Raw genomic sequence first — 25,215 nt, forward strand, 5'->3', positions numbered from 1 at the left:
ATCAAACTGGTTTGAACTTAATTGAACTTAATTGAACCTAAGCCAGCGCATCAAAATAACGCTGCAAAATAATAGCCGCTGCGACCGCATCATCAGGATCATTCCCGGTAATTTTTTGGGCCTGCACACTGGAGCCCCGCTCATCGACCAACACGACTGGCAAACCAAAGCGCCCCTCGAGCTGTCTGGCAAAACGCCGACAGTGCTGGCTCGCGTATTGTTCACTCCCGTCTGTCGAGAGGGCCAAGCCTACCACCAGCCGCTGGGGTTCCCAACGCTTGAGCAAGGCCTCGATACGGGCAAACCGTCCCACGCGCGTCGCTTCCAGAATTATCTCGAGCGGGCGCGCTTGCCTGAGCAAGGTATTACCGAGCGCCACGCCAAGTTTTTTAGCGCCGTAATCAAACGCAAGGAGTGTTTCTTCAGGCATGCCCTGCCGTACCCGTCAGCATGACAGGATCGATCCCGAGCAGCTTCAAGGCGGCAGGATATCGGTCCTTGGGCGGGGTATCGAAAATAATGTTCTCCTGCGCGGGTACACTCAGCCAGGCGTTCTGAGCCAACTCGTTTTCAAGCTGACCCGCCCCCCAACCTGCGTAACCGAGTGTCACCAGCATCTGTTCAGGGCCCTGCCCTTGCGCAACGGCTTCCAAAACGTCTCGAGAGGTGGTCAGCGCCATTCGGCCCAGCTTGATGCTCGAGCTGTAATTCCCTGCAGGAGCGTGCAACACAAAACCGCGGTCAGTCTGAACCGGGCCGCCGAAAAACACCGCGGGGAGATGGGCCGGATGTTGCTCGGCCGTCTGTCCAGGGGCGATTTCGAGTTTGAGATCAATTTTTTCAAGTAAGCCAGCCAGACTCAGGTCGGTTGGCCGATTGATCACAAGACCCAAGGCTCCCTTGGGGCCATGTTCACACAAATAAATGACCGTACCAGCCAAATCTCCAGACACCAACCCGGGCATCGCCATCAAAAACTGATTGGAGAGGTCCGTCACGGTTTCAGGAGTGCGTTGCGTATCATCCATCATGTGTGTCGATCAGATCTCCATAAGCTCAAAGTCTTCTTTACGCGCACCGCACTCGGGGCAAACCCAGTTAGGGGGGACATCTTCCCAGCGAGTTCCAGCTGGAATCCCTTCTTCAGGCAAGCCAGTTTCTTCGTCATAAATCCAGCCGCAAATCAAACACATCCAAGTACGCATCATTCTCTCTTTTTAGTGGAACCCGTCTGCCCTAAAGGAAAAGGACGAGTAAAACGGGTCATCTCTTACAATGGGGTCAATCTTACCGAAACCAACCCATGCGTGCCTACACATCGCTTGTCGTTTTGACATGAATCAACCGAATTCAACACCTGTCACACTGATTTTTGGCCCGTTTGACCCGACAGGTTCAGACGGCTTGCCTGCGGACGTTATCACTTGCGCAGCACTGGGGGGTCATGCCCTTTCAACCTTAACGGCTATTACCATTCAGGACAGCGCCAAAAGTGAGTCAGTACTCCCTTGCTCGGCCGATCAAATCGATGATCAAGCCCGCTGCGTTCTGGAGGACATCCCTGTCCAGGCGATCAAGGTTGGCGCACTTTCCTCGATCGAAGCCGTGAGCGCAGTGGCGCAAATCGCCGCGGATTACAGCCAGATCCCTCTGGTTTTACACCTTGGCGCCCCGGAAATCGACACGGAAACCCCTGCCGAGGAAGAGGACGAGGTCGAAGATCTCGTCGGTGCCATCATCGAGTTACTGGTACCCCAGGCGCATGTCGTGGTGATCGAAGCGCGTCGCCTGACACAGTGGATCACAGAAGAGGTCATGGAAGCCTCCGGCCATGCCGGTGGCGCTCAAGCGCTGCAGGCAATCGGAGCGCAGTGGGTTCTGGTGACTGGCGTCAAGCAACGCCCCGGACATATGGCCAATGTGCTGACTGGACCGGAAAATGAAACCATCTCCTGGCCGTGCCCCCTTTTGCCGGAGCGCACGCGCGACTCTGGTGGTTTAGTGGCCACGGCACTCGCGAGTCTGTTGGCAAGGGGCCTGAGTGTCCCCAAGGCCGCTGAGCAGGCCTGCGCGCATGCGAGCCAGGCCCTGCTACAGTCCTTCCAGCCCGGGATGGGTCACCTGATCGCGCGTCGCATTCCGATTGCGCCCTAACTTAAAGATCCAGAGTCGCCTATGCCAAACCCACTCAAATTTCCGACCGGTCTGTACGGCGTGACGCCGGACTGGGATGATGCCAAGCGTCTGGAGCAAGCGGTGCGAGCCGCGGCGCGTGGTGGTATGAAGGCGTTGCAATTGCGTCATAAAACCGCCACACCTGACCTGCGTCGCCACCTCGCAACAGGCTTGCTAAATGTCTGCCGGGAACTCGATATTGTGTTTTTAATAAACGATGACTGGCGACTCGCGCTCGAGCTTGGCGCGCATGGTGTGCATGTCGGTCAACATGACGATGATCCGGCACTGGTGCGCCGCGAGATCGGACCAGAGATGCTGTTGGGTGTCTCGTGTTACGCAGACCCCGCGCGTGCGCAACACTTGCTTCAGCATCAAGTCGCCTACATTGCATTTGGCGCGATGTACGCCTCATCAACCAAGCCACACGCCCCGACCGCGCCACTCGAGGTGTTGCGCGCAGGACAAGCCCTTTGTCAGGCTCTACCCTCGCCCAGACCTGCAGTGGTGGCGATCGGAGGGATCGGCATTGCTCAGTCCGCCACGCTGGCTGCGGCCGGGGCTGACAGCATCGCCGTCGTTGGCAGTCTGTTTCTTGCCCCCGATATCGAAGCCGCCGCACGGGCGCTCAGTGCGCCCTTTAAGCATGGGTACCCCTCCTCCCCTCATTCCACATTCACCTCTCCCGTCTGAACGGAGTATTTTTTATGTCACGCAACGTTGAACTTTTCGAACGCGCCTGTCGCAGCATTCCTGGTGGCGTCAATTCGCCCGTTCGAGCTTTTCGCTCCGTCGGGGGCACGCCACGTTTTGTCGCGCGCGCACAAGGTCCTTACTTCTGGGATGCCGATGACAAGCGTTATATCGACTACATCGGCTCCTGGGGCCCGGCTATTCTTGGCCACGCACATCCTGAGGTTGTTCGCGCCGTTCAGGACGCGGCCGTGCATGGTTTGTCCTACGGTGCACCGACCGAAACAGAGGTGGTCATCGCTGAAATGCTGATCGAACGCATGCCCTCAATCGAACAGGTCCGTCTGGTGAGCTCAGGCACCGAAGCCACTATGACCGCCATTCGTCTGGCGCGCGGTGCAACCGGCCGAAACAAAATCATCAAGTTCGAAGGCTGCTATCACGGTCATGCGGACAGCTTGTTGGTCAAAGCAGGCTCAGGCTTGCTGACATTCGGTAACCCGACCTCGGCAGGCGTACCGCCAGAGTTTGTCGCGCATACGATCGTCCTCGACTACAACGATATCGCAGGCGTTCAAGCGGCTTTTGCGCAACATGGCAAAGAAATCGCCTGTGTCATCGTCGAGCCGATCGCTGGCAACATGAATATGGTCAAACCCGTTGCAGGGTTTCTTGAAACACTGCGCACCGAATGTACAGCGCATGGCGCCCTGTTGATTTTCGATGAAGTCATGACAGGCTTTCGCGTAGGTCCTCAAGGCGTACAAGGTCTGACAGGCATCAAGCCCGACATCACCACACTGGCAAAGGTCATCGGTGGCGGCATGCCGATTGGCGCTTTTGGCGGGAGCACCGAGGTGATGAAAAACATCGCCCCTCTGGGCGGCGTCTATCAGGCTGGCACACTGTCAGGCAATCCTGTCGCTGTCGCCGCGGGCATCACGACACTCAAACTTTTGTCCAAACCAGGTTTTTACGAAGCCTTGGACAAACAAACGCGCGCATTGACCAAAGGCCTCACCGAACGCGCCCATGCGCACGGCATCCCTTTTAGTGCGGACAGCGAAGGCGGCATGTTCGGCTTGTATTTTTCCAATAAAGTCCCGACCACACTGGCAGAAGTATCGGCCAGCAATATCGAGATGTTCAAAGTGTTTTTCCATGCCATGCTCGACGAAGGCGTGTACTTCGCACCTTCAGCTTACGAAGCGGGCTTTGTGTCGGCGACACATGATGAAAGTGTGATCAACGCCACCATCGCCGCGGCGGATAAAGTGTTCGCTCGCTTGGCAAAAGGCTAAACACCCAGAAAGCGTGTCCAGAGGGAGCGGTCCGCATCAAGCTGTGCGGAGCTCCCTTGCCAGACAACCGAGCCTCGCTCCAAAATCACATGACGATCAGCAAGTGTCAATAAACGCTCGACATACTTGTCGATCACAAGGATAGTCTGACCACTCTCGCGCAAGCGTGCGAGGCATTGCCAAATTTCTTCGCGAACGAGCGGGGCCAAGCCTTCCGTTGCCTCATCCAAGACTAGCAGCTTGGGATTCGTTACTAAAGCGCGTCCAATCGCCAGCATCTGCTGCTCGCCACCCGACAACTGATTGCCCATGTTACGTGCACGCTCGCGCAAACGCGGGAACATCTCAAAGACCCGTTCGACATCCCAGGGCTCGCGACTGTCAGGGTTACGTTGCGCGGCAAATGCGGTGAGATGCTCTCTCACAGTCAAATTTGGAAAACACTGTCGTCCTTCGGGCACAATCGCCAAGCCGAGTCGCGCAATCCGATCGGAGTCCCAGCCAGCAATATTTTGCCCCTCAAAGCTCAGCGTGCCCGCTGACAAGGGAAGCTGACCAAACAGGGTGCGTACAAGCGTGCTTTTACCCATGCCATTGCGACCGAGCAAGGCGACGACTTCGCCGCGCGCGATGTCGAGTGAAACATCGAACAACACCTTACTCAGACCATAACCACTCTGAATGCGATGAGCGTGCAACATCAGGCGTGCTCCTCACCCAGGTAGGCTTCGCGGACAGCGGCATGATTTCTGATTTCCTCTGGCGTACCCGTCGCGATCATACGACCATACACCAGCACAGAGATACGATCCGCCAGTCGGAACACAGCCTGCATATCGTGCTCAACCAGCAACATGGTTGTGCGTCCGCGCATCGACGCAATCAGCTCTGTCAATTTAAGTGTTTCATCCGGACCCATTCCTGCCATGGGCTCATCAAGCAGCAATACTGATGGTTGACAGGCCAGAGCCAACGCGAACTCGAGCTTGCGTTGCTCGCCGTGAGGCAATGTACCCGCTGTCACACCCCATATTTCTGGCGATAACGCACATTCATGCGCCAAACGCTCGGCAGTTTGATAGAGCGCTTGATCCTCGCGACGGGGCCGCCAGAAACTAAAGCTGCTCCCGGCGCTGGCTTGTACCGCCAACAACAAGTTCTCAAAGACAGTGAACTGTTTAAAAATATTGGTGATTTGATATGAACGCGACAACCCCGCCGCGACACGCTGGTGCAGACTGAGACGGGTAACGTCAAGACCCTTGAGGGCCAATCGACCACTATCGGCCGCCACAGAGCCAGAAAGCAAATGGATCAATGTCGATTTGCCTGCGCCATTTGGACCAATCAGCGCATGAATTTCACCCGGGTTCAGTGACAGTGACACCTGATCGCAGGCTACCAACGCCCCGTAGCGTTTAGTGAGTTGCTCTGCCAAAAGAATAGGTGTGTGGGTAGACTGGCTCATGCCGATCGCCCCTTTTGCACCAGACCCGCGAGGCCGCGTGGTGCAAACAACACAATCACAAGCAACAACACACCAAGAGGCAAGTGCCAATAATCGGTATAGAGGCGCAGAACCTCCTCCAGCCACAGCATCACCGCTGCGCCGACAAGCCCACCGTAACGCAAACCAATCCCTCCGACAATCACCATGATGATCAGGTTGGCCGAAGCCGTCCAATGCATCAGACTTGGCGAAACAAACTGGTTATGACTCGCGAGTAAAGCACCCGCGAGACCCGCCATCACACCCGCGATGACAAAGGCCAACAACTTGATTCGAAAAACTGGATAGCCCAAGGCCTCCATCCGCGCCTCATTCTCGCGAATGCCTTGCAAAGCCTGTCCAAAACGCGCCTGAATCAAACGATTCAACCCCCACAGGCAAATCAGCACAAGCACCAGCACCACATAATAAAACGTCCGGTCATCCGCGAGATTGAGACCGGGAAAAACTGTGGGACCACTCAAATTTATACCGTCCTCGCCGCCGTACTGACGCAAAGAGATAAAGAGATAAAACACCATCTGCGCGAAAGCGAGCGTGATCATGATGAAATACACGCCACGCGTGCGCAGCGAGATCGCACCAATCACGAAGGCCAGCACGCCCGCCACGATCATTGCAACGGGCCACGCGATCAGCGCCTGAGCGATCCCTTGCACCGAGAGCATCGCCACCACATAGGCGCCCGCACCAAAAAAAGCGGCATGCCCGAGCGCAACCATCCCGCCATAACCCAAAATAAAATTCAAACTCGTTGCCGCCAACGCAAAAATCAATACCCGGCGCACAAACGAAATATAAAAATCAAGATTGAGTGAGGGTGCGACGAGTGGAAACACCAGCAGCAGCACCAGGCCCAGGACAGACAAACTGTTCGAAGTCAAAAGCTTGCGCATGCTCAACCACGCGCAGGAAAAAGACCCGAGGGTCGAAATACCAACACAACTGCCATCAGGATATAGATGGACAGCGCCGCCAAAGTCGGTCCGACGCTGGATGCGACTGCTGGCGAAAAAAACGCTTTCAGCAAGGCAGGTAAAAAAGCGCGGCCGGCAGTATCGACAAAGCCCACCAATAAAGCACCGACAAAAGCCCCGCGCATGGATCCAATCCCGCCGATGACGATGCAGACAAGCACCAAAATCAAGATCTGCTCGCCCATCCCGGTTTGAATGGCCGTCACCGGGCCCAGCAAAGCACCGGCAAGTGCCGCCAACATGGCTCCAAGCACAAAGACACCCAGAAACAAAAGCGGAACGCGCACGCCCATCAAGGTTGCCATCTGACGGTTGGATGCTCCGGCTCGCACCAATACGCCTGCTCTCGTGCGCGTGACAAAGAGGTACAGCCCGAGGGCGGCGGCCAGCCCCACCGCGATGATCAGCAGCCGGTACGCCGGATACAACAAGTCCGGTAACAACTGAACAGGCCCGGACAAGGACTGGGGCATACTCATCATCATGGGTGCGGGTCCCCAGATCATTTTGATCACATCATTGGCAATCAAAATGACCGCGAAGGTCCCAAGAACCTGGGCCAGATGATCACGTATCACCAGTTTACGAATGAGGACCAGTTCAAGCACCAGCCCCACCAAACCGGTCACGACTGCGGCAACCACGACAGCCGCCACAAAAGATTGTGTGACCTGCATGGTCTGGGCCGCGACATAAGCGCCCGCCATATAAAGCGAGCCATGCGCGACATTCAGGATATCGAGAATCCCAAACACCAGCGTCAGGCCCGCCGCGATCAAAAACAACATCAAGCCGAATTGCAGTCCATTAAGCAGCTGCTCGGCGATCAGTGTTGAACTCATTCGATCCAGTCGTCTATGAGGAGGTGCTTATTTCTTGCATTGACCGACATAAACGTCCTGATAGGAGTCAAAGACTTTGCCCACCAGCTTATTGGTGATTTGACCATCGGGAGCTTTTTCAATCACGCGCACGTAGTAAGGCTGAATGGGGAAATTATTCACGCCATACGTAAAAGGCCCACGCACGGATGAGAAGTCTGCTTTCTTGAGAGCCGCCAAGACCGCAGCGCGATCAGCCACATTTCCGTTTGTCGCTTTAACCGCGGCATCGATGGCCATGATCACATCGTAAGCCTGCGCGGCATACACAGAGGGCATGCGATTTTTATACTCTTTGCGGAAGGCCTCAACAAATTTTTTGTTCTGTGGATTGTCCAGATCATGTGCCCACTGCGCGGTATTGAACATGCCAAGCATTGGATCGCCGACCGCGCGGATCACATCCTCGTCCGCTGAAAAACCAGGCCCCACCAGCTTGACCGTCTTATTCAACCCTGCAGAGACAAACTGCTTGATGAAGTTGATCCCCATGCCGCCTGGCAAAAAGATGTAGACAGCATCGGGCTTGGCATCACGCAACTGGGCCAGTTCAGCGGCATAGTCAATCTGACCAAGCTTTGTGTACACCTCTTGGCCCACTGCGGCTTTATAGCCCCGCTTGAAACCATTGAGTGCGTCCTTGCCGGCTGGATAATCGGGCGCAATGATGACCATGTTTTTAAAACCACGGTCCGCGGCAACCTTGCCAGCTGCCTCATGGAACGCATCATTCTGATAGGACACGCCAAACCAGTAGTCATTACACTGGGCGCCTGCAAATTGACTGGGGCCTGGGTTATTCGAAAGATAGGGAATCTTGGCAGCGAATAGCGCAGGGCCCACTGCCAAGGCGACGTTTGAGCCAATCGGACCGGTAAAAAAGTCGATTTTGTCACGCTGAATATAGCGATTGACTAATTGGCGCGCCTGATCTGGATTTCCGCCCATATCAGTCTGTAAAAATTCGGCAGGTTTGCCGCCAAGCTTGCCTCCCAACTGTTTGATCGCCAGATTGAATCCATCACGCGCTTCTGCGCCCAAGGCGGCAAAAGGACCGGATAAATCATTGGCAATACCGACCTTGATTGGTGCCTGGGCAAATGCCAATCCAGGCACAAGTGCGGCCAGAGCAAGAAGTTGCTTTACTAAACGCATAAAAAGTCTCCTGAACGATCAATCGCCCGAATCAGGGCAAAAGGGGGCAGCTACTACAGCGCAAATAGTAGCAGGTGAACAGGCGTGGGAAAGCATTCAAGCTACGCCCAGAACCACTCAAGGCAAGCTCATGGGGGGTCAAAACAGGTAATAATGGCATCTTGCTCAACCTTTTTAGCAGAACAGACATGGCCGTTAATTTGCACATCCCCTCCGATGACTTGGTCTATCCCGTTGCAGGCGTTGAAATCGGCGTCACAGAAGCCGGTATCCGCAAGGCAAACCGCCGCGACTTGACGGTTTTCCGTCTTAGCCCCGGCGCCACCGTAGCAGGTGTGTTTACCCGCAACAGATTTTGCGCGGCACCTGTGCTGGTTTGCCAACAACATCTGGCCAGCGCAAGCGAGATCCGCGCGCTTGTCATCAACACGGGAAACGCCAATGCCGGGACCGGCGAACCCGGCATGCAAGCCGCCTACGAGACTTGCCAGGCACTTGCCGCCCTGATGCGAATCGATAGCAAGCAAATTCTGCCGTTTTCCACAGGCGTGATTCTCGAGCCCCTGCCAGTCGACCGCATCAAAGCCGGTTTGCCTGGCGCGCTCGGCAATCTCAGTGAGAACAACTGGGTTTCGGCCGCGCATGGCATCATGACGACCGACACCCTACCCAAGATTCACTCTCAACGTCTCAAGCTTGGTGGTCAAACCATCACGATTACCGGTATCAGCAAAGGCGCTGGCATGATTCGCCCAAATATGGCGACCATGCTGAGTTATCTGGCGACCGACGCCGGGATTGCCCAGCCGCTACTCAACCAACTCGCCAGAGAACTCGCCGATGTATCCTTCAATCGCATCACGATCGACGGCGACACGTCAACAAACGATTCTTTCATTGTGATTGCGACGGGCAAAAGCGGTCTGACGATTGACAGCACCTCGCATCCGCAATACGCAGCGCTCAAATCCGCGCTTGCCGCAGCCGCAACGGATCTCGCACAGAAAATCGTGCGCGATGGCGAAGGCGCCACCAAATTCATGACCATCCAGGTTCAGGAAGCCAAGACCACCGAAGAAGCACTGCAAGTTGCTTACGCAGTCGCGCACTCGCCACTGGTCAAGACGGCTTTTTTTGCCAGCGATCCAAACCTCGGACGGATTCTGGCGGCCATTGGCTACGCCGGCATCACGGACCTCGATGTCAGTGGCGTCAAACTCTGGCTGGGCGATGTGTTGGTCGCTACCAAGGGTGGACGCAACCCTGACTACCAAGAAGCAGATGGTCAGCGCATCATGAAAGAGCCGGAAATCCTTGTGCGCATCGCGCTTGGACGCGGCAATGTCTCAGACACCGTTTACACCTGCGACTTTTCGCACGAGTACGTCAGCATCAACGCAGATTACAGATCCTAATCATGACAGCCTCTACACCGACTACCGGCCAAGATATGGCCGACCTGCTTGCGCGTGCCACACGCGTGCTCACGCAACTCGAAGCCTGGCTGCCGCCGGCTCCGCCCGCGACCAACTGGGACGCGCGCGCCTTTCGGTGGCGCAAGCGTGGCACGTCACACGGCTGGCTCGATGCGATCGCCAATGTCTCATTGATCCACACCGAAGACCTCCAGCACATTGAACGTCAAAAAGACATTATCGATCGTAATACGCGCCATTTCATCGAAGGCAAGCCAGCCAATAATGTGCTCATGACAGGCGCGCGCGGCACTGGTAAGAGCTCACTCGTCAAAGCCATGCTCGCCGCATACGGTGATCGCGGCCTGCGATTGATAGAGGTGGATAAATCCGACCTCGGCGATTTAGCCGACATCGTCGATCTGGTTGCCAAGCGTCCAGAAAAATTCATTGTTTTTTGCGACGACCTGTCTTTCGAGGAAGGTGAGTCCGGCTATAAAGCACTCAAATCGGTCCTCGATGGCTCAGCCGCCTCGACGGGTAACAACGTCTTGATTTATGCCACTTCAAACCGCCGCCATCTCATGCCCGAGTACATGAGCGAAAATCTTCAGGCCAAACACGGTGCAGACGGAGAGTTGCATCCAGGTGAAACAGTCGAAGAAAAAATCTCGCTGTCAGAGCGATTCGGCTTGTGGTTATCCTTCTACCCCTTCCGCCAAGACGACTATCTGGATATTGTTTATCACTGGTTGCGCACGCTGGGTTGCTCGGAAACAAGCGTGCTAGCCTCCCGCACCGAGGCGTTGCAATGGGCACTCGAACGCGGTTCGCGCTCGGGGCGAGTCGCTTGGCACTTTGCGCGCGACTGGGCTGCTCGCAATGCCTGACAAAATCATTGACGTCGCAGTGGGCGTTTTACTGCGACCCGATGACACCGTGCTATTGGGCAATCGGCCAGCTGATAAGCCCTGGCCGGGTTGGTGGGAGCTTCCCGGCGGCAAGCTTGAACCCGGCGAAACCGTCCTACAGGCCCTGACCCGTGAACTACGCGAGGAACTTGGCATCACCGTGACCCAGGCAACGCCCTGGGTCACCTATGTACATACTTATCCCACCACGACCGTTCGCCTCGCCTTTTGCCGCGTCACCGGTTGGACTGGGGAGCCACAGGGTCTCGAAGGGCAGTCACTGCGCTGGGTACCGATCGACTCTGCGCAGGACGTTCCCCAACTCCTGCCTGCGACCTATCCACCTCTGCGCTGGCTGCAATTGCCAACCATCTATGCCATCTCCTCAGCGGGTTCGCCTCAACTGTTGCCTCAGTTTTTAACGAAGCTCGATCAAGGCTTGAAGGCAGGCATTCGATTATTTCAATGGCGTGAACCGGGGTGGCCGGGTGGACCCGACAGCGAGGACCTGCATCAGGCCCTCAGGCTTGTCATGGCGCGTTGCCATGCTGCCGGCGCACGCGTTCTAGTCAACAGTATTCATCCCGAGGCCTGGTGGCACGAGGCCGATGGCGTGCATTTGCGCACGCAAGATGCCGCGCGCCTGTCTGCCAGACCCACACTACAAGAGGGTCAACGCGTCGGTGTGTCTACCCACACGCTTGCCGAACTTGAGCATGCCCGTGCACTGGACGCAGATTTTGCAGTACTCGGTCCTGTCTTGCCCACTGCATCTCATCCCGGACACCCAGGCATCGGCTGGGAAGCCTTTGCTCAACTCAACTCGCAGGCCGGCCTACCTGTTTTTGCACTAGGTGGTCAATCTGCCGCCACGCTTGCCAAGGCACAATCAGTTGGTGGGCACGGATTTGCTGGGATTCGTGGTTGGATTGCCTGAGTCGTCGAGACTCTTGAGGTCTTCTGCGGACCATCCACCACCCAGCGCCGCAACCAGGCGCACACTGGCGGCAAAACGATTGCCCACCAAAGTAATATAGGTACGCTCGTTATTTAGTGCCGTAGTTTCAAGCACCGCCACGCTTAAATAATCGATCAGTCCCTGATCGTACTGGTTGCGTGCGAGACGTAAAGATTGCTGCGCAGACTGAACCGCCAGTTTTTGCACAATCTCTTCTTGCTCAAAGACCCGCATCTGCACCATCGCATTTTCAACCTCCTGCAATGCAGTCAATACCGTTTGTCTGTAGATGGCCGCCTGCGCATCGAACTGCGCGCGAGCCTGGCTGATTTGAGCTTGTCGGGCGCCCCCATCAAAAATCAAAGCGGCCAATTGAGGTCCAAGCGCCCAGATTTGAGCGGGGGCGCTGAACCATTGCGTGAAATCATTGCTGCGAAATCCTCCGCTGGCGTTCAGCGTCAAACTGGGAAACCAGGCCGCGGTTGCCACACCAATTTGCGCATTCGCCGCTGCCGTCCGGCGCTCGGCTGCAGCAATGTCCGGACGACGCTCCAACAGCTCCGAAGGGAGGCCGACAGGGACGGCGGGCGGTATCAACGGCACCTTGGCCGGCGCAATCGCAAACGTGGAAGGCGGACGTCCCAGCAAGACAGCCACCGCATTTTCAAATACCGCGCGTTGCTGTTCTAAATCGATCAGCTGCGCACGCGCGCTGTTCAACTGCGTACTCGCCACCGCGACATCGCCTTGACCCGAGATACCGGCGTTATAGCGATTCTGCGTCAGCTTCAGCGCACGCTCATAGGCTTCTACTGTGGCAGACAACAGCCGACGCTGCTCATCAAGGACACGCACTTGCAAATACGCAAGCGTCATCGCGGTCTGGGCAGTCAGCCTGGCGCCCGAGACATCTGCCGCCAGGGCGAGCTCGGTGGCATCAGTCGACTCGATATTGCGACGAATACTTCCCCAAATGTCCAGCTGCCAGTTGGCTTGAGCATTCAAGCCGTAACCGGTCACGGCACCGCTCGTGACCCCTGACACTCCGCCCCCGCTTCGCGTGGTGTTGGCTGTCGCAGAAAGAGAGGGCAGCAAAGGCGCACGCGCACCCTGTGTCACCGCCACAGCCTGTCTGAATCGCGCCTCGGCCAGCGCGATATTCTGGTTTGTAGCGTTAAGCTCCGTGATCAGCTCGCTCAACACCGGATCTCGATACATGGACCACCAGGGGCCCCGCGGCACATCCGCAGCAGGACGCGCAACCTTCCACCCGGGCGTTTCCTTGAATTGTGTGCCGACATCGATGGTGGGACGAACATAATCCGGCCCCACCATACAGCCAGCCATCATCCAGACCATGCCCCCCGCGCTCGCAACACGACAGATCCGCTTCAAGATATTGACTCGCTTGCTCAACAGATCAGACCTCATCGTGGCGTTGAAGGTGGATGGGAGGAAGAAATATCTAAACGGGCGTCATTTGCAGCGGATCGGGAGGCTTCACGGGCGAGTGACCTCGCACTCAGCCACAAGCGCAAACGATCCAGATACAAATACACGACAGGTGTAGTGTAGAGGGTTAAGAGCTGACTCACCAATAATCCACCAAGAATCGTAATGCCAAGCGGTTGGCGCAACTCCACCCCCGCACCCGTTGCGAACACCAACGGCATCGCACCAAAAATAGCTGCGCAGGTTGTCATCAGAATCGGCCTAAACCTTGTTAAACAAGCCTGGTGGATGGCTTCGCGCGAGGTCATTCCCAGTCGCCGCTGGGCATCCAGCGCAAAATCGACCATCATGATGGCATTTTTCTTGACAATACCGATCAGTAAAAATACGCCAATCAGCGCAATCAAACTGAATTCGGTTTTGAGCATCAACAATGCAAGCAGCGCGCCCACACCCGCGGAAGGTAAAGTCGATAAGATTGTGAGCGGATGAATCGTACTTTCATACAGCATGCCCAGCACGAGATACATCGTGATGATTGCCGCCAAAATCAGCCATGGCTGATTGGATAAAGCACTTTGCAGCGCAGCCGCTGTGCCTTGGAACCCGGCTTGAATTCTGTCGCTGGGTAAATTGATTGCCGCAACTGCCTGATCAATCGCCGCATTCGCCTGGCCCAGCGAAACGCCCGGCGCCAAATCAAAAGAAATCGTGTCTGCGGCAAGCAGACCTTGATGACGCACACTCAACGGTGCGTTGGTCGTTTCGAATTTGGCGAACGCGGAAAGCGGCACACGCTGGCCGGCCTTGCTTAAAACATACACATCACTCAATGACTCCATGCCTTGTGCATGACGAGGTGCAACACCCATCACGACACGATACTGATTCCGGGCGCCATACATCACGGAGATTTGCCGTTGACTAAAGGAATTGTTCAACACGGCGGCAACGCTTTCCATCGGAACGCCCAGGCGTTGCGCAGCATCCCGATCCACGACAATCGAGACCTGCCTGCCACGGTCCTCCACATCCGTATCGACATCGACAAGCTCCGGAAGCCTGGCAATCGCTTGCTGGACTTTCGGCAACCATTCCTTGAGATCGGATAACTCGCTCGCCATCAATGTGTATTGATATTGAGAACTTGTTTGTCGTCCGCCCACTCGGATATCTTGCTGTGGAACTAAAAACAATCGCGCGCCGGGTATGCTTGCGAGCTGCGGTCGCAAACGATTGATGACTTGACGCACGGGTACTTTGCGCTCACTGACAGGTTTGAGCTGCACAGCCAGAAAGCTCGAATTACTCCCACCCCGTCCACTCGCATAAGCCGTCACAGTATTGATGGCCGGATCCTTCATCAAGACCTGTCGGAACTGATCAAGCTTGGGTTTCATCGCTTCGAAGGATGTGCCGTCATCAGTTGAAAAGAAACCGAGCATCATGCCGGTGTCCTGTTGCGGAAAAAATCCTTTTGGCACCACCCCATACAAATAAAAATTCAACCCAACTGTCGCGGCGAGCAGCAGCATCATGAAACGGCTGTGGGCCAAGGCCCAATTCAGCGAGCGCGAGTAAGCATTGATCGTGGCATTCATACCACGCACGAGGAGGCGCTCAAACCAACCTGCCGACTTGGCCCGGTGGTTCTCGGGGGGAGTACGTTTCAGAAGTCGCGCCGCCATCATCGGTGTCAACGTGAGCGACACAAACATTGAAATCAGAATGGCCACTGACAACGTGACGGCAAACTCACGGAACAACCGGCCCGGCAACCCGCCCATCAACAAAATCGGAATGAACACAGCGATCAAAGAAATACTCATCGACAGAACGGTAAACCCCACCTCTCGCGTTCCGCGCAAAGTGGCGCGCTTGACGGGCTCGCCGCGTTCAAGATGACGCATGATGTTTTCCATCACCACAATCGCGTCATCCACCACAAAGCCCGTCGCCACAATCAAGGCCATTAAAGACATCGTATTGAGCGAATACTCGAGCAGATACATCGCACCAAAGGTGCCGATCAGGGAAACGGGGACTGCGACCGTCGGGATCAGAGCCGCCCGCCAATTCCGCAAAAAGACCAATACGACCAGCATCACCAGAGCAATCGCAATAATGAGCGTATGCTCGGCCTCTTTAACCGAGGCACGGATACTGGGCGTGCGATCCTGTGCCACGCTCAAGGTCACATCCGCCGGTAGCATCGCGCGCAATATCGGCAGATCCGCGCGTATTTCATCGACTGTCCGAATGATATTGGCCTTGGCCTCACTACGCACCAGCACCAGGATTGCTTGCTGATTATTAAAGTAACCAATGTTGTTCGTATCCTCGACCGAGTCCTCGACCTTGGCAATGTCAGAAAGACGAACTGGCGCATCATTTCGCCAGGCCACAATCAAGGGTCGATATTCAGCAGCTTTCCAGAGCTGATCATTGGCGGTGATGAGCCAACGATTCACATCGTTTTCCAGCAAGCCTTTCGGTTTGGTTGAGTTCGCAGCGGCAATCGCAGCCCGCACCGCGTCAAGGGACACACCATATTGCGCCAGCGCATCAGGGTTTAACTCAATGCGCACCGCGGGCAAAGAGCTCCCGCCGATCTGCACCTCGCCCACACCTTGCACTTGAGACAACTTTTGCTGGACGGTCGTCGACGCAATATCGTAGAGTTGGCCCTGCGAGAGAGTAGCGGACGTCAAGGCCAGCGTCATGATTGGCGCGGCTGAAGGATTGGCCTTCCGATATGAAGGGTTGCCTTGCAAGCCACTGGGCATCATCGCGCGCGCGGCATTAATCGCGCCTTGCACGTCTGTTGCCGCACTATCAATATCGCGACTGAGATCGAATTGTAGTGTGATGCGCGTCTGACCGGTTGTGCTGCGAGAAGTCATCTCGGTCACACCAGCAATCGTTCCGAGTGAACGCTCAAGCGGCGTCGCGACCGTTGCAGCCATGACTTCCGGACTCGCACCAGGCATACTGGCACGCACAGAAATCACAGGCAATTCAATTTGGGGCAAAGGTGCGATCGGCAATAAACCATGCGCCAACCAGCCAGCCAAGACAACGCCCAGCCAGATCAACGTCGTCGCGACCGGACGTACGATGAAAGGACCGGAAATATTCATGGCGTCACGTGATCGGTATGCGTACGCTTGGAGGGCCCACGCAATCGATCGAAAAACAAATAAATGACCGGTGTTGTAAACAAGGTCAACACCTGGCTCACCAGCAAGCCCCCCACCATCACCAAACCGAGAGGCTGGCGCAACTCCGCACCCGTACCCGTGGACAGCATAAGAGGAATCGCTCCGAACAACGCAGCAAGCGTCGTCATCAAAATCGGACGAAAACGTAACAAGGCAGCCTGCTCGATCGCCTCTCTTGGCGACAAACCAGACTTGCGCTCTGCATCGAGCGCAAAATCAATCATCATGATCGCGTTTTTCTTGACGATACCAATCAACAAAATGATGCCGATAATGCCAATCATGTCCAGATCCCTGCCAGTCAACAGGAGTGCGAGCAAGGCACCGATCGCAGCCGAAGGCAGCGTGGACAGAATCGTGACTGGGTGGATGAAGCTTTCATACAATACGCCCAAGACGATATACATCGTGATCACGGCGGCAAGAATCAAGAGCAAAGTACTCGATAGCGATGCCTCGAACGCGCGCGCGGCACCCTGGAAACGTGTTTGAATACTCGCTGGCAAGCCGATTTCCTGCGTTGCGCGAGAGACCGCCTCAACCGCGCTTGAAAGTGAAGTTCGCGGAGTCAAATTAAAGGAAATCGTGACGGAGGGAAACTGATCCAGACGATTGATCACCAAAGGAGTGCGCCCTTCCGTTATTTTGACAATCGCACTCAGAGGGATCGGTTTACCCATGTTGTTTTTGACATAGACAGATCCAAGCGAAGAAGGATCGCGCCTGAATTGCGCAGGCACTTCAATGACGACACGATACTGGTTGGATTGCGTAAAAATAGTCGATATCTGTCTCTGACCAAACGCATCATAGAGCGCATCATCGATGGCGGCCGACGTGACACCCAGGCGCGCTGCCGCGTCCCGATCGATATTGACAAAGGTATTCAGGCCTTCCTCTTGCAAGTCATCCACCACGCCAGTCAGCTCGGGCTGCAGCTTTAACTGATCGACCAGTTTGGGAACCCACTGCGCCAACAAGTCTGCATTCGCGCTTTCCAGAGTCAATTGGTATTGTGTTCGACTCACGCGGTCTTCTACTGTCAAGTCCTGAACAGGCTGAAAATAAAAATCCAGCCCCGCCACTTCACTGAGCTCGCCCTGCAAGCGTTTCATCACTTGCGTCACGCCTTCATCACGTTCGTTTTGAGAACGCAAGGAGATTTGAATCCGACCCGTGTTGACGGTTTCATTGACACCATCAATGCCTATGAATGAGGCGACGCTTGCCACGCTTGGATCCCGCAGAATCACGCCAACTGCATCCTGCTGACGCTGAGACATCGCGTTGAAAGAAAGATTTTGAGGGGCCTGCGTCACAACTTGTATCAGACCGGTATCCTGCGCGGGAAAAAAACCTTTTGGAATCGTGAGATACAAAAGCGCTGTGAGAACAAATGTTCCCAAGGCAACGAACAAGGTCAAGGGCTGGTGTCTCAGGACAACTTTTAATCCACGACTATAACTAGCGATTAAAGCCTCGATCCAGGCGTGCGTTTTACGAGCCACCCAGCCGTACTGTTCCTCATTTCCTGCCCGCAACAACCGCGCGCACATCATCGGCGTGAGTGTGAGCGAAATAATCAAAGACAGAAAAATGGCAACGGCCAGTGTGACGGCAAACTCCCTGAACAAACGGCCAACCACTTCGGTCATGAAGAGCAAAGGAATCAATACCGCAATCAGAGACAAGGTCAGTGACACCAGTGTGAAACCGATTTGCGATGCGCCCTTTAGTGCGGCCTGCATGGGTTTTTCGCCGCGCTCAAGATAGCGTGCGATATTTTCAATCATAACGATCGCATCGTCCACGACAAAACCTGTCGCAATCGTCAGCGCCATCAAGGTCAGGTTATTAATGCTGAAACCCACCAGATACATGATGCCAAACGTGCCGATCAAAGACAGCGGAACAACGATGCTGGGGATCAGGGTAGCTGTCAGCGTGCGCAAGAAGACAAACGTCACCAAGACAACGAGACCAATCGCAATCAACATTTCGATCTGAACATCCTTGACCGATGCGCGAATCGTTTGCGTCCGATCCGACATCACAATCACATCGAGATTACCAGGTAAAGCCGCCCTCAATTGAGGAAGCAATTTCTGGATACGATCCACCACTTCGATGACGTTCGCGCCTGGCTGACGCTGCACGTTCAATAAAATCGCTGGTTGCTGGTTTGCCCAGGCCGCCAGACGTGAGTCTTCGGCATCCATCACAACCTCGGCCACATCTCCGAGACGCAAAGGCGCCTCGTTACGATAGGCCACAATTAGATCGCGATAGTCAGTAGGATTTCTCAGCTGGTCGTTCGCATCGATCGTGGTCGAACGAACAGGACCATCAAGCGTCCCTTTAGGTTGATTCACATTGGCCGAGACAACTGCCGCGCGGATATCCGCAAGCGCCAAACCATGAGCGGCTAGCGCCTGTGGATTAGCCTGTATGCGCATAGCAGGTTTTTGTCCCCCGGCGATCGTGACAAGCCCAACGCCGGTGACTTGCGAGATCTTTTGTGCCATCCGTGTATCCACCAGATCTCTGACTTGGGGGAGAGGAACCGTCGGTGATGTGATCGCGAGGGTGATGACAGCCGCATCGGCGGGATTGACTTTGTTATAGATGGGCGGCGCAGGCAAATCCCTGGGAAGCAGATTGGACGCAGCATTGATCGCAGCCTGGACTTGCTGCTCGGCCACATCAAGCGGCAGCGACAATGCAAACTGCAACGTAATGGATGAGGCGCCTGTTGTACTGTTTGAGGTCATCTGCCTCAAGCCCGGCATTTGACCAAACTGCCGCTCTAAAGGTGATGTCACCAACGCCGCCATGACTTCTGGACTTGCACCAGGATAAAAAGTTGTCGTCTGTATGGTCGGGTAATCGACCTCTGGCAAAGAAGAGACTGGCAACCACTTATACGCAATCAGCCCGCACAGGAACATGGCGATCATCGCGAGCGTTGTCGCAACCGGTCGCAAGATAAAAGGGCGGGAGATGTTCATCGATGAGATGTCCGCTACGGTCTCGTCGAGCCTGTCGCACCACTTCGCGGCGCGGCGCCAGCAGGTGTTGCCGCGGCATCGATCACACGCACCTTGGCGCCCTCGCGCAGCCGATCCGTTCCCTCGAGCACGACACGTTCCCCCGCTTTGATACCGTCAAGAATCACCAGGGCCTCCGCGGTGCGATCACCGACTTTCACCACACGTACCGAGGCCGTTCCGTCAGGTTCGACCACATAGACAAATGCACCACGATTGCCCTGCTGAATCGCACCCGCAGGAATCGTGAGCGCATCCTTCACCGTGCGAACCTTCATCCTGACGTTGACGAATTGATTAGGAAACAAAGCATCGTCTTCATTCTTAAACTCCGCTTTTAACTTGACTGTGCCAGTGGAGATATCGATCTGATTATCGATCGACATCAATGTGCCGCGAGCCAGTTGCTTGGTATCAGAGCGATCATAGGCATTGACTTCTAATTTCTCACCGGCGAGCATCGGCTGACGCACGGCAGGCAGATCATTTTCAGGCAAGGTAAAGACGACTGATATGGGCTGCGTTTCAGTGATCACAACCAGACCAAGCGGATCATTCGCATTCACCAGATTGCCCGCATCGACGCGCCGTAAACCCAGTTTGCCGGAGATCGGAGCCGTGATCCGGGTGTAACTTAATTGCAATTTTGCGTTGTCGACCGCGGCTTGATCACTTTTGATTTGTCCTTCAAATTTTCTGACAAGTGCCGCTTGCGTATCAAGCAATTGCGGAGCAATCGAATCCTGCTTGCGAAGCGTTTGATAGCGCTGTAAATCACGCTTTGCATTCTCATATTGCGATTCATTTTGTTGTTGCGTCCCAATGGCCTGATTGAGCGCAACCTCATACGGACGCGGATCAATCAGCGCAAGAAGCGTCCCGGCCTTGACCTGTTGACCTTCTTTGAACAGCACCTCGAGCAACTCTCCCTGAACGCGGCTTCTAACCGTCACAGTATTGAGCGCCGTGACCGTACCCAACCCCCGCAAATAAATATCGAGATCCTGTACGCGGGCGGCGACAACTCTGACAGGCGTACCAGCGCTCATTCCGGCAGGAGGGCCTTTAGGTGCGGGCTTTTGTGTCGTACCAAACCACCACCAACTCGCACCCGCCAGCGCCAAGGCAATAACCAGCCACATCAAGGGCGAGCGAAAAGCCGACCTTGCCACATTGCTTTCAGACATATGAGTTCCAGCAGGCCCTACAGGGCACAAAGGGTCATTTTGAAGGGCACGTCATAAGTGACGGCCTGCGGCCGTTGTTCGCCATCCTGTGAGGAATAGCGGATCCAGACCATATATTTATTGGCGCTGATTTCAGGGAATACGCCGGCTTTCCCGTCCACCCACACGCGTAACAACTGATAGGTTTTACCCGCAAGCATTTGCTGATAGGCGCCTTGCGGTGCAATCGCATCCGTTGGTTGACCGGTCTCGCGCAACAAACGCATCACCATGCTGATCCCTTCTTGCAAAGGCATGAGCGATGACATCCAGCGCTTCAAATCCGCACAACGCTGCGCTTCGGTTCTGTATTGCCACGCGTGGAAAGAAGGCATGTCAACCTGCGTGCCGCCACCCGGCACCGCCAAGCGGCCTCGTAAACTGCTTAGCCACTCATTGGCGCGCAATTCCTGTCCTGTTTTACCCGCAGCGTTCAAATTGCTAATCACACGCTCGATTTCAATGAGCATGGCTGTCAAGTTTTTAGGGTCGACACTCGGGTGGTCCTTGAGGGACTGCAAGACACCGCGCTGACGATCAAGATCCTGCAACACAGTGCCCTTCATATCCGTTCGCTCAGTTGCATCGAGCAAATCAAATAATGCCGCCAGCGCAACCTGATGATGTCTTGCATCACCAGGCTGGGCGAAGAACATCATTCGATCGAGCAGAGACTCCAGGCGCATCAGCGCACGGACTCGCTCATTAAACGGGTATTCAAAAAGAATCACTGGTTTTCGTCATCCAAGCCAACTCTCGGCATCAGCGTTTGATTTAACGCTTTTAGCCTCACTTCGCTAGGTTACACCACGCTTTATGCAAGACCAATACTTGTTTTTCAAGTTCAATCAGTGTTGTCGTTGCCATATTGGAAATTATATCGTCTGCGGCCGCGAGGCGCTCGGCTCGGGTGACCTGTGCAGCCATAATCCTTCGTATGGTCTCGACAGGAATGGCGCTTCTGGCATGCACGCGCGCGATCTGCGTCTCCTCTTCACAGTCCACCACGCAGAGGCGGTCGATGCGGTCCCGCCAGCGTCCAGACTCTATCAACAGAGGCACGACAAACACAGCATAAATTCCCGTTGCTTCCCGGGCTTGTTTCAGCACCTCATCAGCGATCCGGGGATGCAAAATGCCTTCGAGCTCTTTGCGCCGGGCGACATCTGCAAAAACGAGCTCTCTCATCCGGCCACGGTCGAGGGCGCCAGACGCATCAATCAGCTCAGATCCAAAGCGCTCGCGAATCGCCTCGATCGCTCCGCCCGCCGGTGCGGTCAGCTGATGAGCAATCAAGTCCGTATCGATCACTGTTGCCCCCCAGCTGGCCAAAAGGTTGGCAACGTGGGTTTTGCCTGAGCCAATTCCGCCGGTCAGACCTAACTTGAACATCCCGCTTCTCCTAGAAACTAGACCATAGCCAATCAAAAAACAGCATCAGGATACCGCCAAGTGCAAGACTTGGTCCAAAAGCCATCGGTTCCCGCAGGCGTCTGCCCGCTAAAAATTTAGCCAATACGGCGACCAGCAAGCTGGTGCACGAAGCGATCAGCCACACAAAAGGCATGGACAGGCACCCCAGCCAAGCGCCAATTGCAGCGGAAAACTTGAAATCTCCGTGTCCCATCAGGTCTCTGCCCCGCCATTTACCCATGACCATGCAGGGAAACCATAAAACAATATAGCCCGCCGCTGCACCCCAGACCGATTGCTCAAGCGACTGTTCGCCCATGTCTGCCGCATGCCAAAGTAACCCGATCCACAGTAAGGGCAATGTCAACATATCGGGCAGCAACCGCGTGCGGGCATCGATTCGGGCAAGCAACAGCGAAACCGAACAATATAAAAATGCCGCCACTGCCCCAAGCTCCCAGCCCTTGTGGGTCGAGATGACAGCCCCGCAGAGACAAAGGAACAAGACCAGTAGGGCATCCTGCCACTGCAGCGCCCTGATCGCCGGCTCGTCATGCAACTGGCCACTATACACAAGCGTACCTGCCAAGATTTGCTGAGGGATTTGCCAGGATAGCCAGATGAGCGGCAACGATACGAGTAATCCCGCGAGTATCCCCAGGAAAGGTGCCAATCCGTCATCAGTCACTTTAATATTTCCTTTGCCAGTGACGTGCAGCGACGATGCCAAGTGCGTAAAATGCGTTCATTCTATGTAAGCTCCATTAGTCTTAAATTGGGAAGACCAACATGTCAGGACAAACCGCAGGGCACTCCATACTCCCCGCCACGATTTACCGTTTTATCGCGATCGGTCTTCCCGTTTTGCTTGCTGGTTGCGCTCAAATGCAACAACAGATGCAGCAGCCAGGCTATTACAACCCTCCTGCTGCCAGCTCCACGACGGACGCCATTGAGCAGGCCGAATCGCCTTATGGCTCGCAAACTTTGCGTGCGCCAAGTCAGATCCAGATCGGCTTGAAAGGTCGAGGTAGCGATGCAGCGCCCGTACAGGGCACCAGTGCTTCAGCCAATCAAATGAGCCAATCAGGCCAGGTCGCTCAGTCAGGGCAAGGGCAGCAGCCTGTCACAACTGGTGCGACAGCAGCGCCTGCCGCTGCGGCAGATACACTCCAAGCAACGCTTTTCCCGGAGCCTTTGACTTTTGCCGGGACACTGCCTTGTTTTCATCCTGAAATGAAATGCTCCGCCCAGCGCATTACGATCACGCTCGCGCCTAATGGCCGGTGGCGTGCTCGGGCAACCTACCTTGAGCAAGCCGCCCAAAGCGGCGCAGCCCTCACAGATCAGGGTTGCTGGCGCGCAATCCCGCAAGCTGTGCCGCGTATCGTCTTGCTCAATCCCTCAGGCAACGTGCGCGCCGAGCTCGCACAAACCTCTTCGAATGTCCTGCGCCTGATCTCGATCAATGGCGACTCTCCAAACTTGACATATACGCTCACGCGCCAGCCCGATCTGGATCCAATCGACGAGCTCAACAAAACAAAAGCGCCAACTTGTCCATGACACGCCGCACCCAACGTTCTCACTCGGACTCTGGATTGGTACATAACTCTGGATTGGTACACACTTCTCGCGCGAGCTGAACTGCGTTGCGCACGCCCATTTTGTGAAAAATGCGTGCGCGATGCGCCTCTACCGTACGCATTGAAATACCCAATTCGATTGCAATGTATTTATTTGACCGCCCCTCAGCCACAGGGTGGATCACGTCACGCTCGCGTGCGGTCAACGCTCGCCAACCCGCCCCGCGGGTGTCATCTTGATGCTTCATCTTCCCTCCGTATCAACACGCTACGAAGTCTGGCAGAACAAAACCTCAAGGGTAAGCTGTCAAATCTGACAGGCGGATTTACCCTAGGTACCTCTTGACACTTTCAACAAGAGCATGATCAGAGTTAATTGCTCTGGCATGAAGCGAACGACGCGACACGCAAGAGATGCGCGCTAAAGTTCGAGATTATCGATTAAGCGTGTTGCGCCAAGTTTGGCCGCGGCCAACACCACAAGAGGCTCGCCCGCAGCCACCTGCTCGAAGCTGGGCTTGTGCAGATCACGGCGACGTCGAACAGCAATGTAATCAACCTGCCAGCCGCGCGTGGTCAAAGCCTCGACAGCCTCTCGTTCGAGCTGATCGACATGATGCTGACCAGCATGGAGTTTGCTTTGCATGGACTGCAACAAAGCAAAAAGCTGTGGCGCTTCTTGACGCTCGCTTGCTTGCAGGTAAACGTTGCGCGAGGAAAGTGCCAACCCATCGTCGGCACGCACCGTTTCATGCGCAAGAATCTCAACAGGGAGTTGAAACTGTCGACACATGTTTCGGATGACCATTAACTGCTGATAGTCTTTTTTGCCAAAGACCGCCACACGAGGCTGTACGCACGAAAAAAGTTTGAGAACAACTGTGCTGACGCCGCCAAAAAATCCTGGGCGATGCTCACCCTCAAGAATATCGCCCAGCTCTTGTGGAGGCTGCACGCGGTAGCTTTGGGGCTCCGGATACAGTTCGCGTTCATCTGGCGCAAATAAAACATAAACATTGCGATCGCGTTCAAGCTTGGCGATGTCATCCTTCAAGGTACGTGGATAGCGATCAAAATCCTCATTGGGTCCAAACTGCAACCGATTGACAAAAATACTCGCGACAACTGGGTCTCCGTGTTGCCTGGCAAGTTTCATCAGGGCCAAATGGCCTTCATGCAAGTTGCCCATCGTGGGCACAAAAGATACGCGCAGCTGGCCTCGCAACTGGTCACGCAACTCTTCAATAGTGTGTACAACCTTCAAAACATTCTCCGAATGCGGCGTGTCGAGCGA

24 protein-coding genes are annotated in these 25,215 nt (G+C 55.2%); 7 read left to right on the plus strand and 17 right to left on the minus strand.

Annotated elements, in window-relative coordinates; all coding sequences use genetic code 11:
- Positions 1-37 precede the first annotated feature (37 nt).
- The 3 genes from ruvX to QWY27_RS01270 are packed head-to-tail and all read right to left on the minus strand — an operon-like array spanning position 38 to position 1,205.
- Positions 38-430 carry a Holliday junction resolvase RuvX gene (gene ruvX, locus QWY27_RS01260; protein WP_290193945.1) on the minus strand — a complete coding sequence of 131 codons (393 nt, stop codon included), beginning with the start codon at positions 428-430 and terminating at the stop codon, positions 38-40.
- Complete coding sequence (locus tag QWY27_RS01265) at positions 423-1,031, minus strand: YqgE/AlgH family protein (protein WP_290193946.1); 609 nt, start codon at positions 1,029-1,031, stop codon at positions 423-425. The genes ruvX and QWY27_RS01265 overlap by 8 nt, the downstream gene beginning before the upstream one ends.
- Before the next feature lie 9 nt (positions 1,032-1,040).
- On the minus strand, positions 1,041-1,205 hold the full coding sequence (locus QWY27_RS01270; protein WP_290194096.1) for a rubredoxin: 165 nt from the start codon (positions 1,203-1,205) through the stop codon (positions 1,041-1,043).
- Positions 1,206-1,335: 130 nt separating this feature from the next.
- Between QWY27_RS01270 and thiD the strand changes: the two genes are divergently transcribed.
- The 3 genes from thiD to hemL are packed head-to-tail and all read left to right on the plus strand — an operon-like array spanning position 1,336 to position 4,169.
- A complete protein-coding gene (gene thiD, locus QWY27_RS01275; RefSeq protein WP_290193947.1) occupies positions 1,336-2,154 on the plus strand; it encodes a bifunctional hydroxymethylpyrimidine kinase/phosphomethylpyrimidine kinase in 819 nt (272 codons plus the stop codon).
- A gap of 21 nt (positions 2,155-2,175) precedes the next feature.
- Positions 2,176-2,868, plus strand: a complete 693-nt coding sequence (gene thiE / locus QWY27_RS01280) for a thiamine phosphate synthase (protein ID WP_290193948.1) — start codon at positions 2,176-2,178, stop codon at positions 2,866-2,868.
- A 14-nt stretch (positions 2,869-2,882) separates the two neighbouring features.
- Positions 2,883-4,169: a glutamate-1-semialdehyde 2,1-aminomutase gene (hemL, locus tag QWY27_RS01285; RefSeq protein ID WP_290193949.1), complete on the plus strand. Its 1,287-nt coding sequence runs from the start codon at positions 2,883-2,885 to the stop codon at positions 4,167-4,169.
- Here the strand turns inward: hemL and QWY27_RS01290 are convergent.
- From QWY27_RS01290 to QWY27_RS01310, 5 genes are read right to left on the minus strand one after another with little or no spacing between them, the layout of a single operon-like run.
- Positions 4,166-4,870 carry an ABC transporter ATP-binding protein gene (locus QWY27_RS01290; protein WP_290193950.1) on the minus strand — a complete coding sequence of 235 codons (705 nt, stop codon included), beginning with the start codon at positions 4,868-4,870 and terminating at the stop codon, positions 4,166-4,168. The two genes, hemL and QWY27_RS01290, sit on opposite strands and share 4 nt — an antisense overlap.
- Positions 4,870-5,637, minus strand: coding sequence for an ABC transporter ATP-binding protein (locus tag QWY27_RS01295; protein WP_290193951.1), 768 nt, complete (start codon positions 5,635-5,637; stop codon positions 4,870-4,872). Before QWY27_RS01295 ends, QWY27_RS01290 begins: the two co-directional genes overlap by 1 nt.
- Positions 5,634-6,575, minus strand: a complete 942-nt coding sequence (locus QWY27_RS01300; RefSeq protein ID WP_290193952.1) for a branched-chain amino acid ABC transporter permease — start codon at positions 6,573-6,575, stop codon at positions 5,634-5,636. Before QWY27_RS01300 ends, QWY27_RS01295 begins: the two co-directional genes overlap by 4 nt.
- Positions 6,576-6,577: 2 nt before the next feature.
- Positions 6,578-7,498, minus strand: coding sequence for a branched-chain amino acid ABC transporter permease (locus QWY27_RS01305; RefSeq protein ID WP_290193953.1), 921 nt, complete (start codon positions 7,496-7,498; stop codon positions 6,578-6,580).
- Positions 7,499-7,525: 27 nt separating this feature from the next.
- Positions 7,526-8,692 carry an ABC transporter substrate-binding protein gene (locus QWY27_RS01310; RefSeq protein ID WP_290193954.1) on the minus strand — a complete coding sequence of 389 codons (1,167 nt, stop codon included), beginning with the start codon at positions 8,690-8,692 and terminating at the stop codon, positions 7,526-7,528.
- 188 nt (positions 8,693-8,880) lie between these two features.
- Between QWY27_RS01310 and argJ the strand changes: the two genes are divergently transcribed.
- From argJ to QWY27_RS01325, 3 genes are read left to right on the plus strand one after another with little or no spacing between them, the layout of a single operon-like run.
- A complete protein-coding gene (argJ, locus tag QWY27_RS01315) occupies positions 8,881-10,107 on the plus strand; it encodes a bifunctional glutamate N-acetyltransferase/amino-acid acetyltransferase ArgJ (RefSeq protein WP_290193955.1) in 1,227 nt (408 codons plus the stop codon).
- A gap of 2 nt (positions 10,108-10,109) precedes the next feature.
- A complete protein-coding gene (locus QWY27_RS01320; RefSeq protein WP_290193956.1) occupies positions 10,110-10,997 on the plus strand; it encodes an ATP-binding protein in 888 nt (295 codons plus the stop codon).
- On the plus strand, positions 10,990-11,955 hold the full coding sequence (locus tag QWY27_RS01325; RefSeq protein WP_290193957.1) for a Nudix family hydrolase: 966 nt from the start codon (positions 10,990-10,992) through the stop codon (positions 11,953-11,955). The genes QWY27_RS01320 and QWY27_RS01325 overlap by 8 nt, the downstream gene beginning before the upstream one ends.
- Here QWY27_RS01325 and QWY27_RS01330 read toward each other — a convergent pair.
- From QWY27_RS01330 to QWY27_RS01360, 7 genes are read right to left on the minus strand one after another with little or no spacing between them, the layout of a single operon-like run.
- Positions 11,908-13,392, minus strand: coding sequence for an efflux transporter outer membrane subunit (locus QWY27_RS01330; protein ID WP_353958756.1), 1,485 nt, complete (start codon positions 13,390-13,392; stop codon positions 11,908-11,910). The two genes, QWY27_RS01325 and QWY27_RS01330, sit on opposite strands and share 48 nt — an antisense overlap.
- A gap of 11 nt (positions 13,393-13,403) precedes the next feature.
- Positions 13,404-16,568, minus strand: a complete 3,165-nt coding sequence (locus tag QWY27_RS01335; protein ID WP_290193958.1) for an efflux RND transporter permease subunit — start codon at positions 16,566-16,568, stop codon at positions 13,404-13,406.
- The gene (locus tag QWY27_RS01340) at positions 16,565-19,657 is read right to left on the minus strand and encodes a multidrug efflux RND transporter permease subunit (protein WP_290193959.1); all 3,093 of its coding nucleotides are present in this window, start codon (positions 19,655-19,657) and stop codon (positions 16,565-16,567) included. Before QWY27_RS01340 ends, QWY27_RS01335 begins: the two co-directional genes overlap by 4 nt.
- Positions 19,658-19,671: 14 nt before the next feature.
- Positions 19,672-20,883, minus strand: coding sequence for an MdtA/MuxA family multidrug efflux RND transporter periplasmic adaptor subunit (locus tag QWY27_RS01345; RefSeq protein WP_290193960.1), 1,212 nt, complete (start codon positions 20,881-20,883; stop codon positions 19,672-19,674).
- A gap of 17 nt (positions 20,884-20,900) precedes the next feature.
- A complete protein-coding gene (gene zapD / locus QWY27_RS01350) occupies positions 20,901-21,653 on the minus strand; it encodes a cell division protein ZapD (RefSeq protein ID WP_290193961.1) in 753 nt (250 codons plus the stop codon).
- Between the two features lie 58 nt (positions 21,654-21,711).
- On the minus strand, positions 21,712-22,314 hold the full coding sequence (coaE, locus tag QWY27_RS01355) for a dephospho-CoA kinase (protein WP_290193962.1): 603 nt from the start codon (positions 22,312-22,314) through the stop codon (positions 21,712-21,714).
- Between the two features lie 10 nt (positions 22,315-22,324).
- Positions 22,325-23,023 (minus strand): prepilin peptidase, encoded by a 699-nt coding sequence (locus QWY27_RS01360; protein ID WP_290193963.1) that lies wholly within the window; start codon positions 23,021-23,023, stop codon positions 22,325-22,327.
- Between the two features lie 101 nt (positions 23,024-23,124).
- Here QWY27_RS01360 and QWY27_RS01365 point away from each other — a divergent pair, with 101 nt between their 5' ends.
- Entirely contained in the window at positions 23,125-23,901 is a 777-nt protein-coding gene (locus QWY27_RS01365) for a copper resistance protein NlpE N-terminal domain-containing protein (protein ID WP_290193964.1), read from the plus strand.
- Positions 23,902-23,920: 19 nt separating this feature from the next.
- Here the strand turns inward: QWY27_RS01365 and QWY27_RS01370 are convergent, their stop codons facing one another.
- Both QWY27_RS01370 and panC read right to left on the minus strand, forming a co-directional pair.
- Complete coding sequence (locus QWY27_RS01370; protein WP_290193965.1) at positions 23,921-24,169, minus strand: response regulator transcription factor; 249 nt, start codon at positions 24,167-24,169, stop codon at positions 23,921-23,923.
- Between the two features lie 173 nt (positions 24,170-24,342).
- Positions 24,343-25,185, minus strand: a complete 843-nt coding sequence (gene panC, locus QWY27_RS01375; protein ID WP_290193966.1) for a pantoate--beta-alanine ligase — start codon at positions 25,183-25,185, stop codon at positions 24,343-24,345.
- Between the last annotated feature and the right edge of the window lie 30 nt (positions 25,186-25,215).

Origin of the sequence: Zwartia vadi, assembly GCF_030410375.1 — a bacterium.
Classification (GTDB): domain Bacteria; phylum Pseudomonadota; class Gammaproteobacteria; order Burkholderiales; family Burkholderiaceae_B; genus Zwartia; species Zwartia vadi.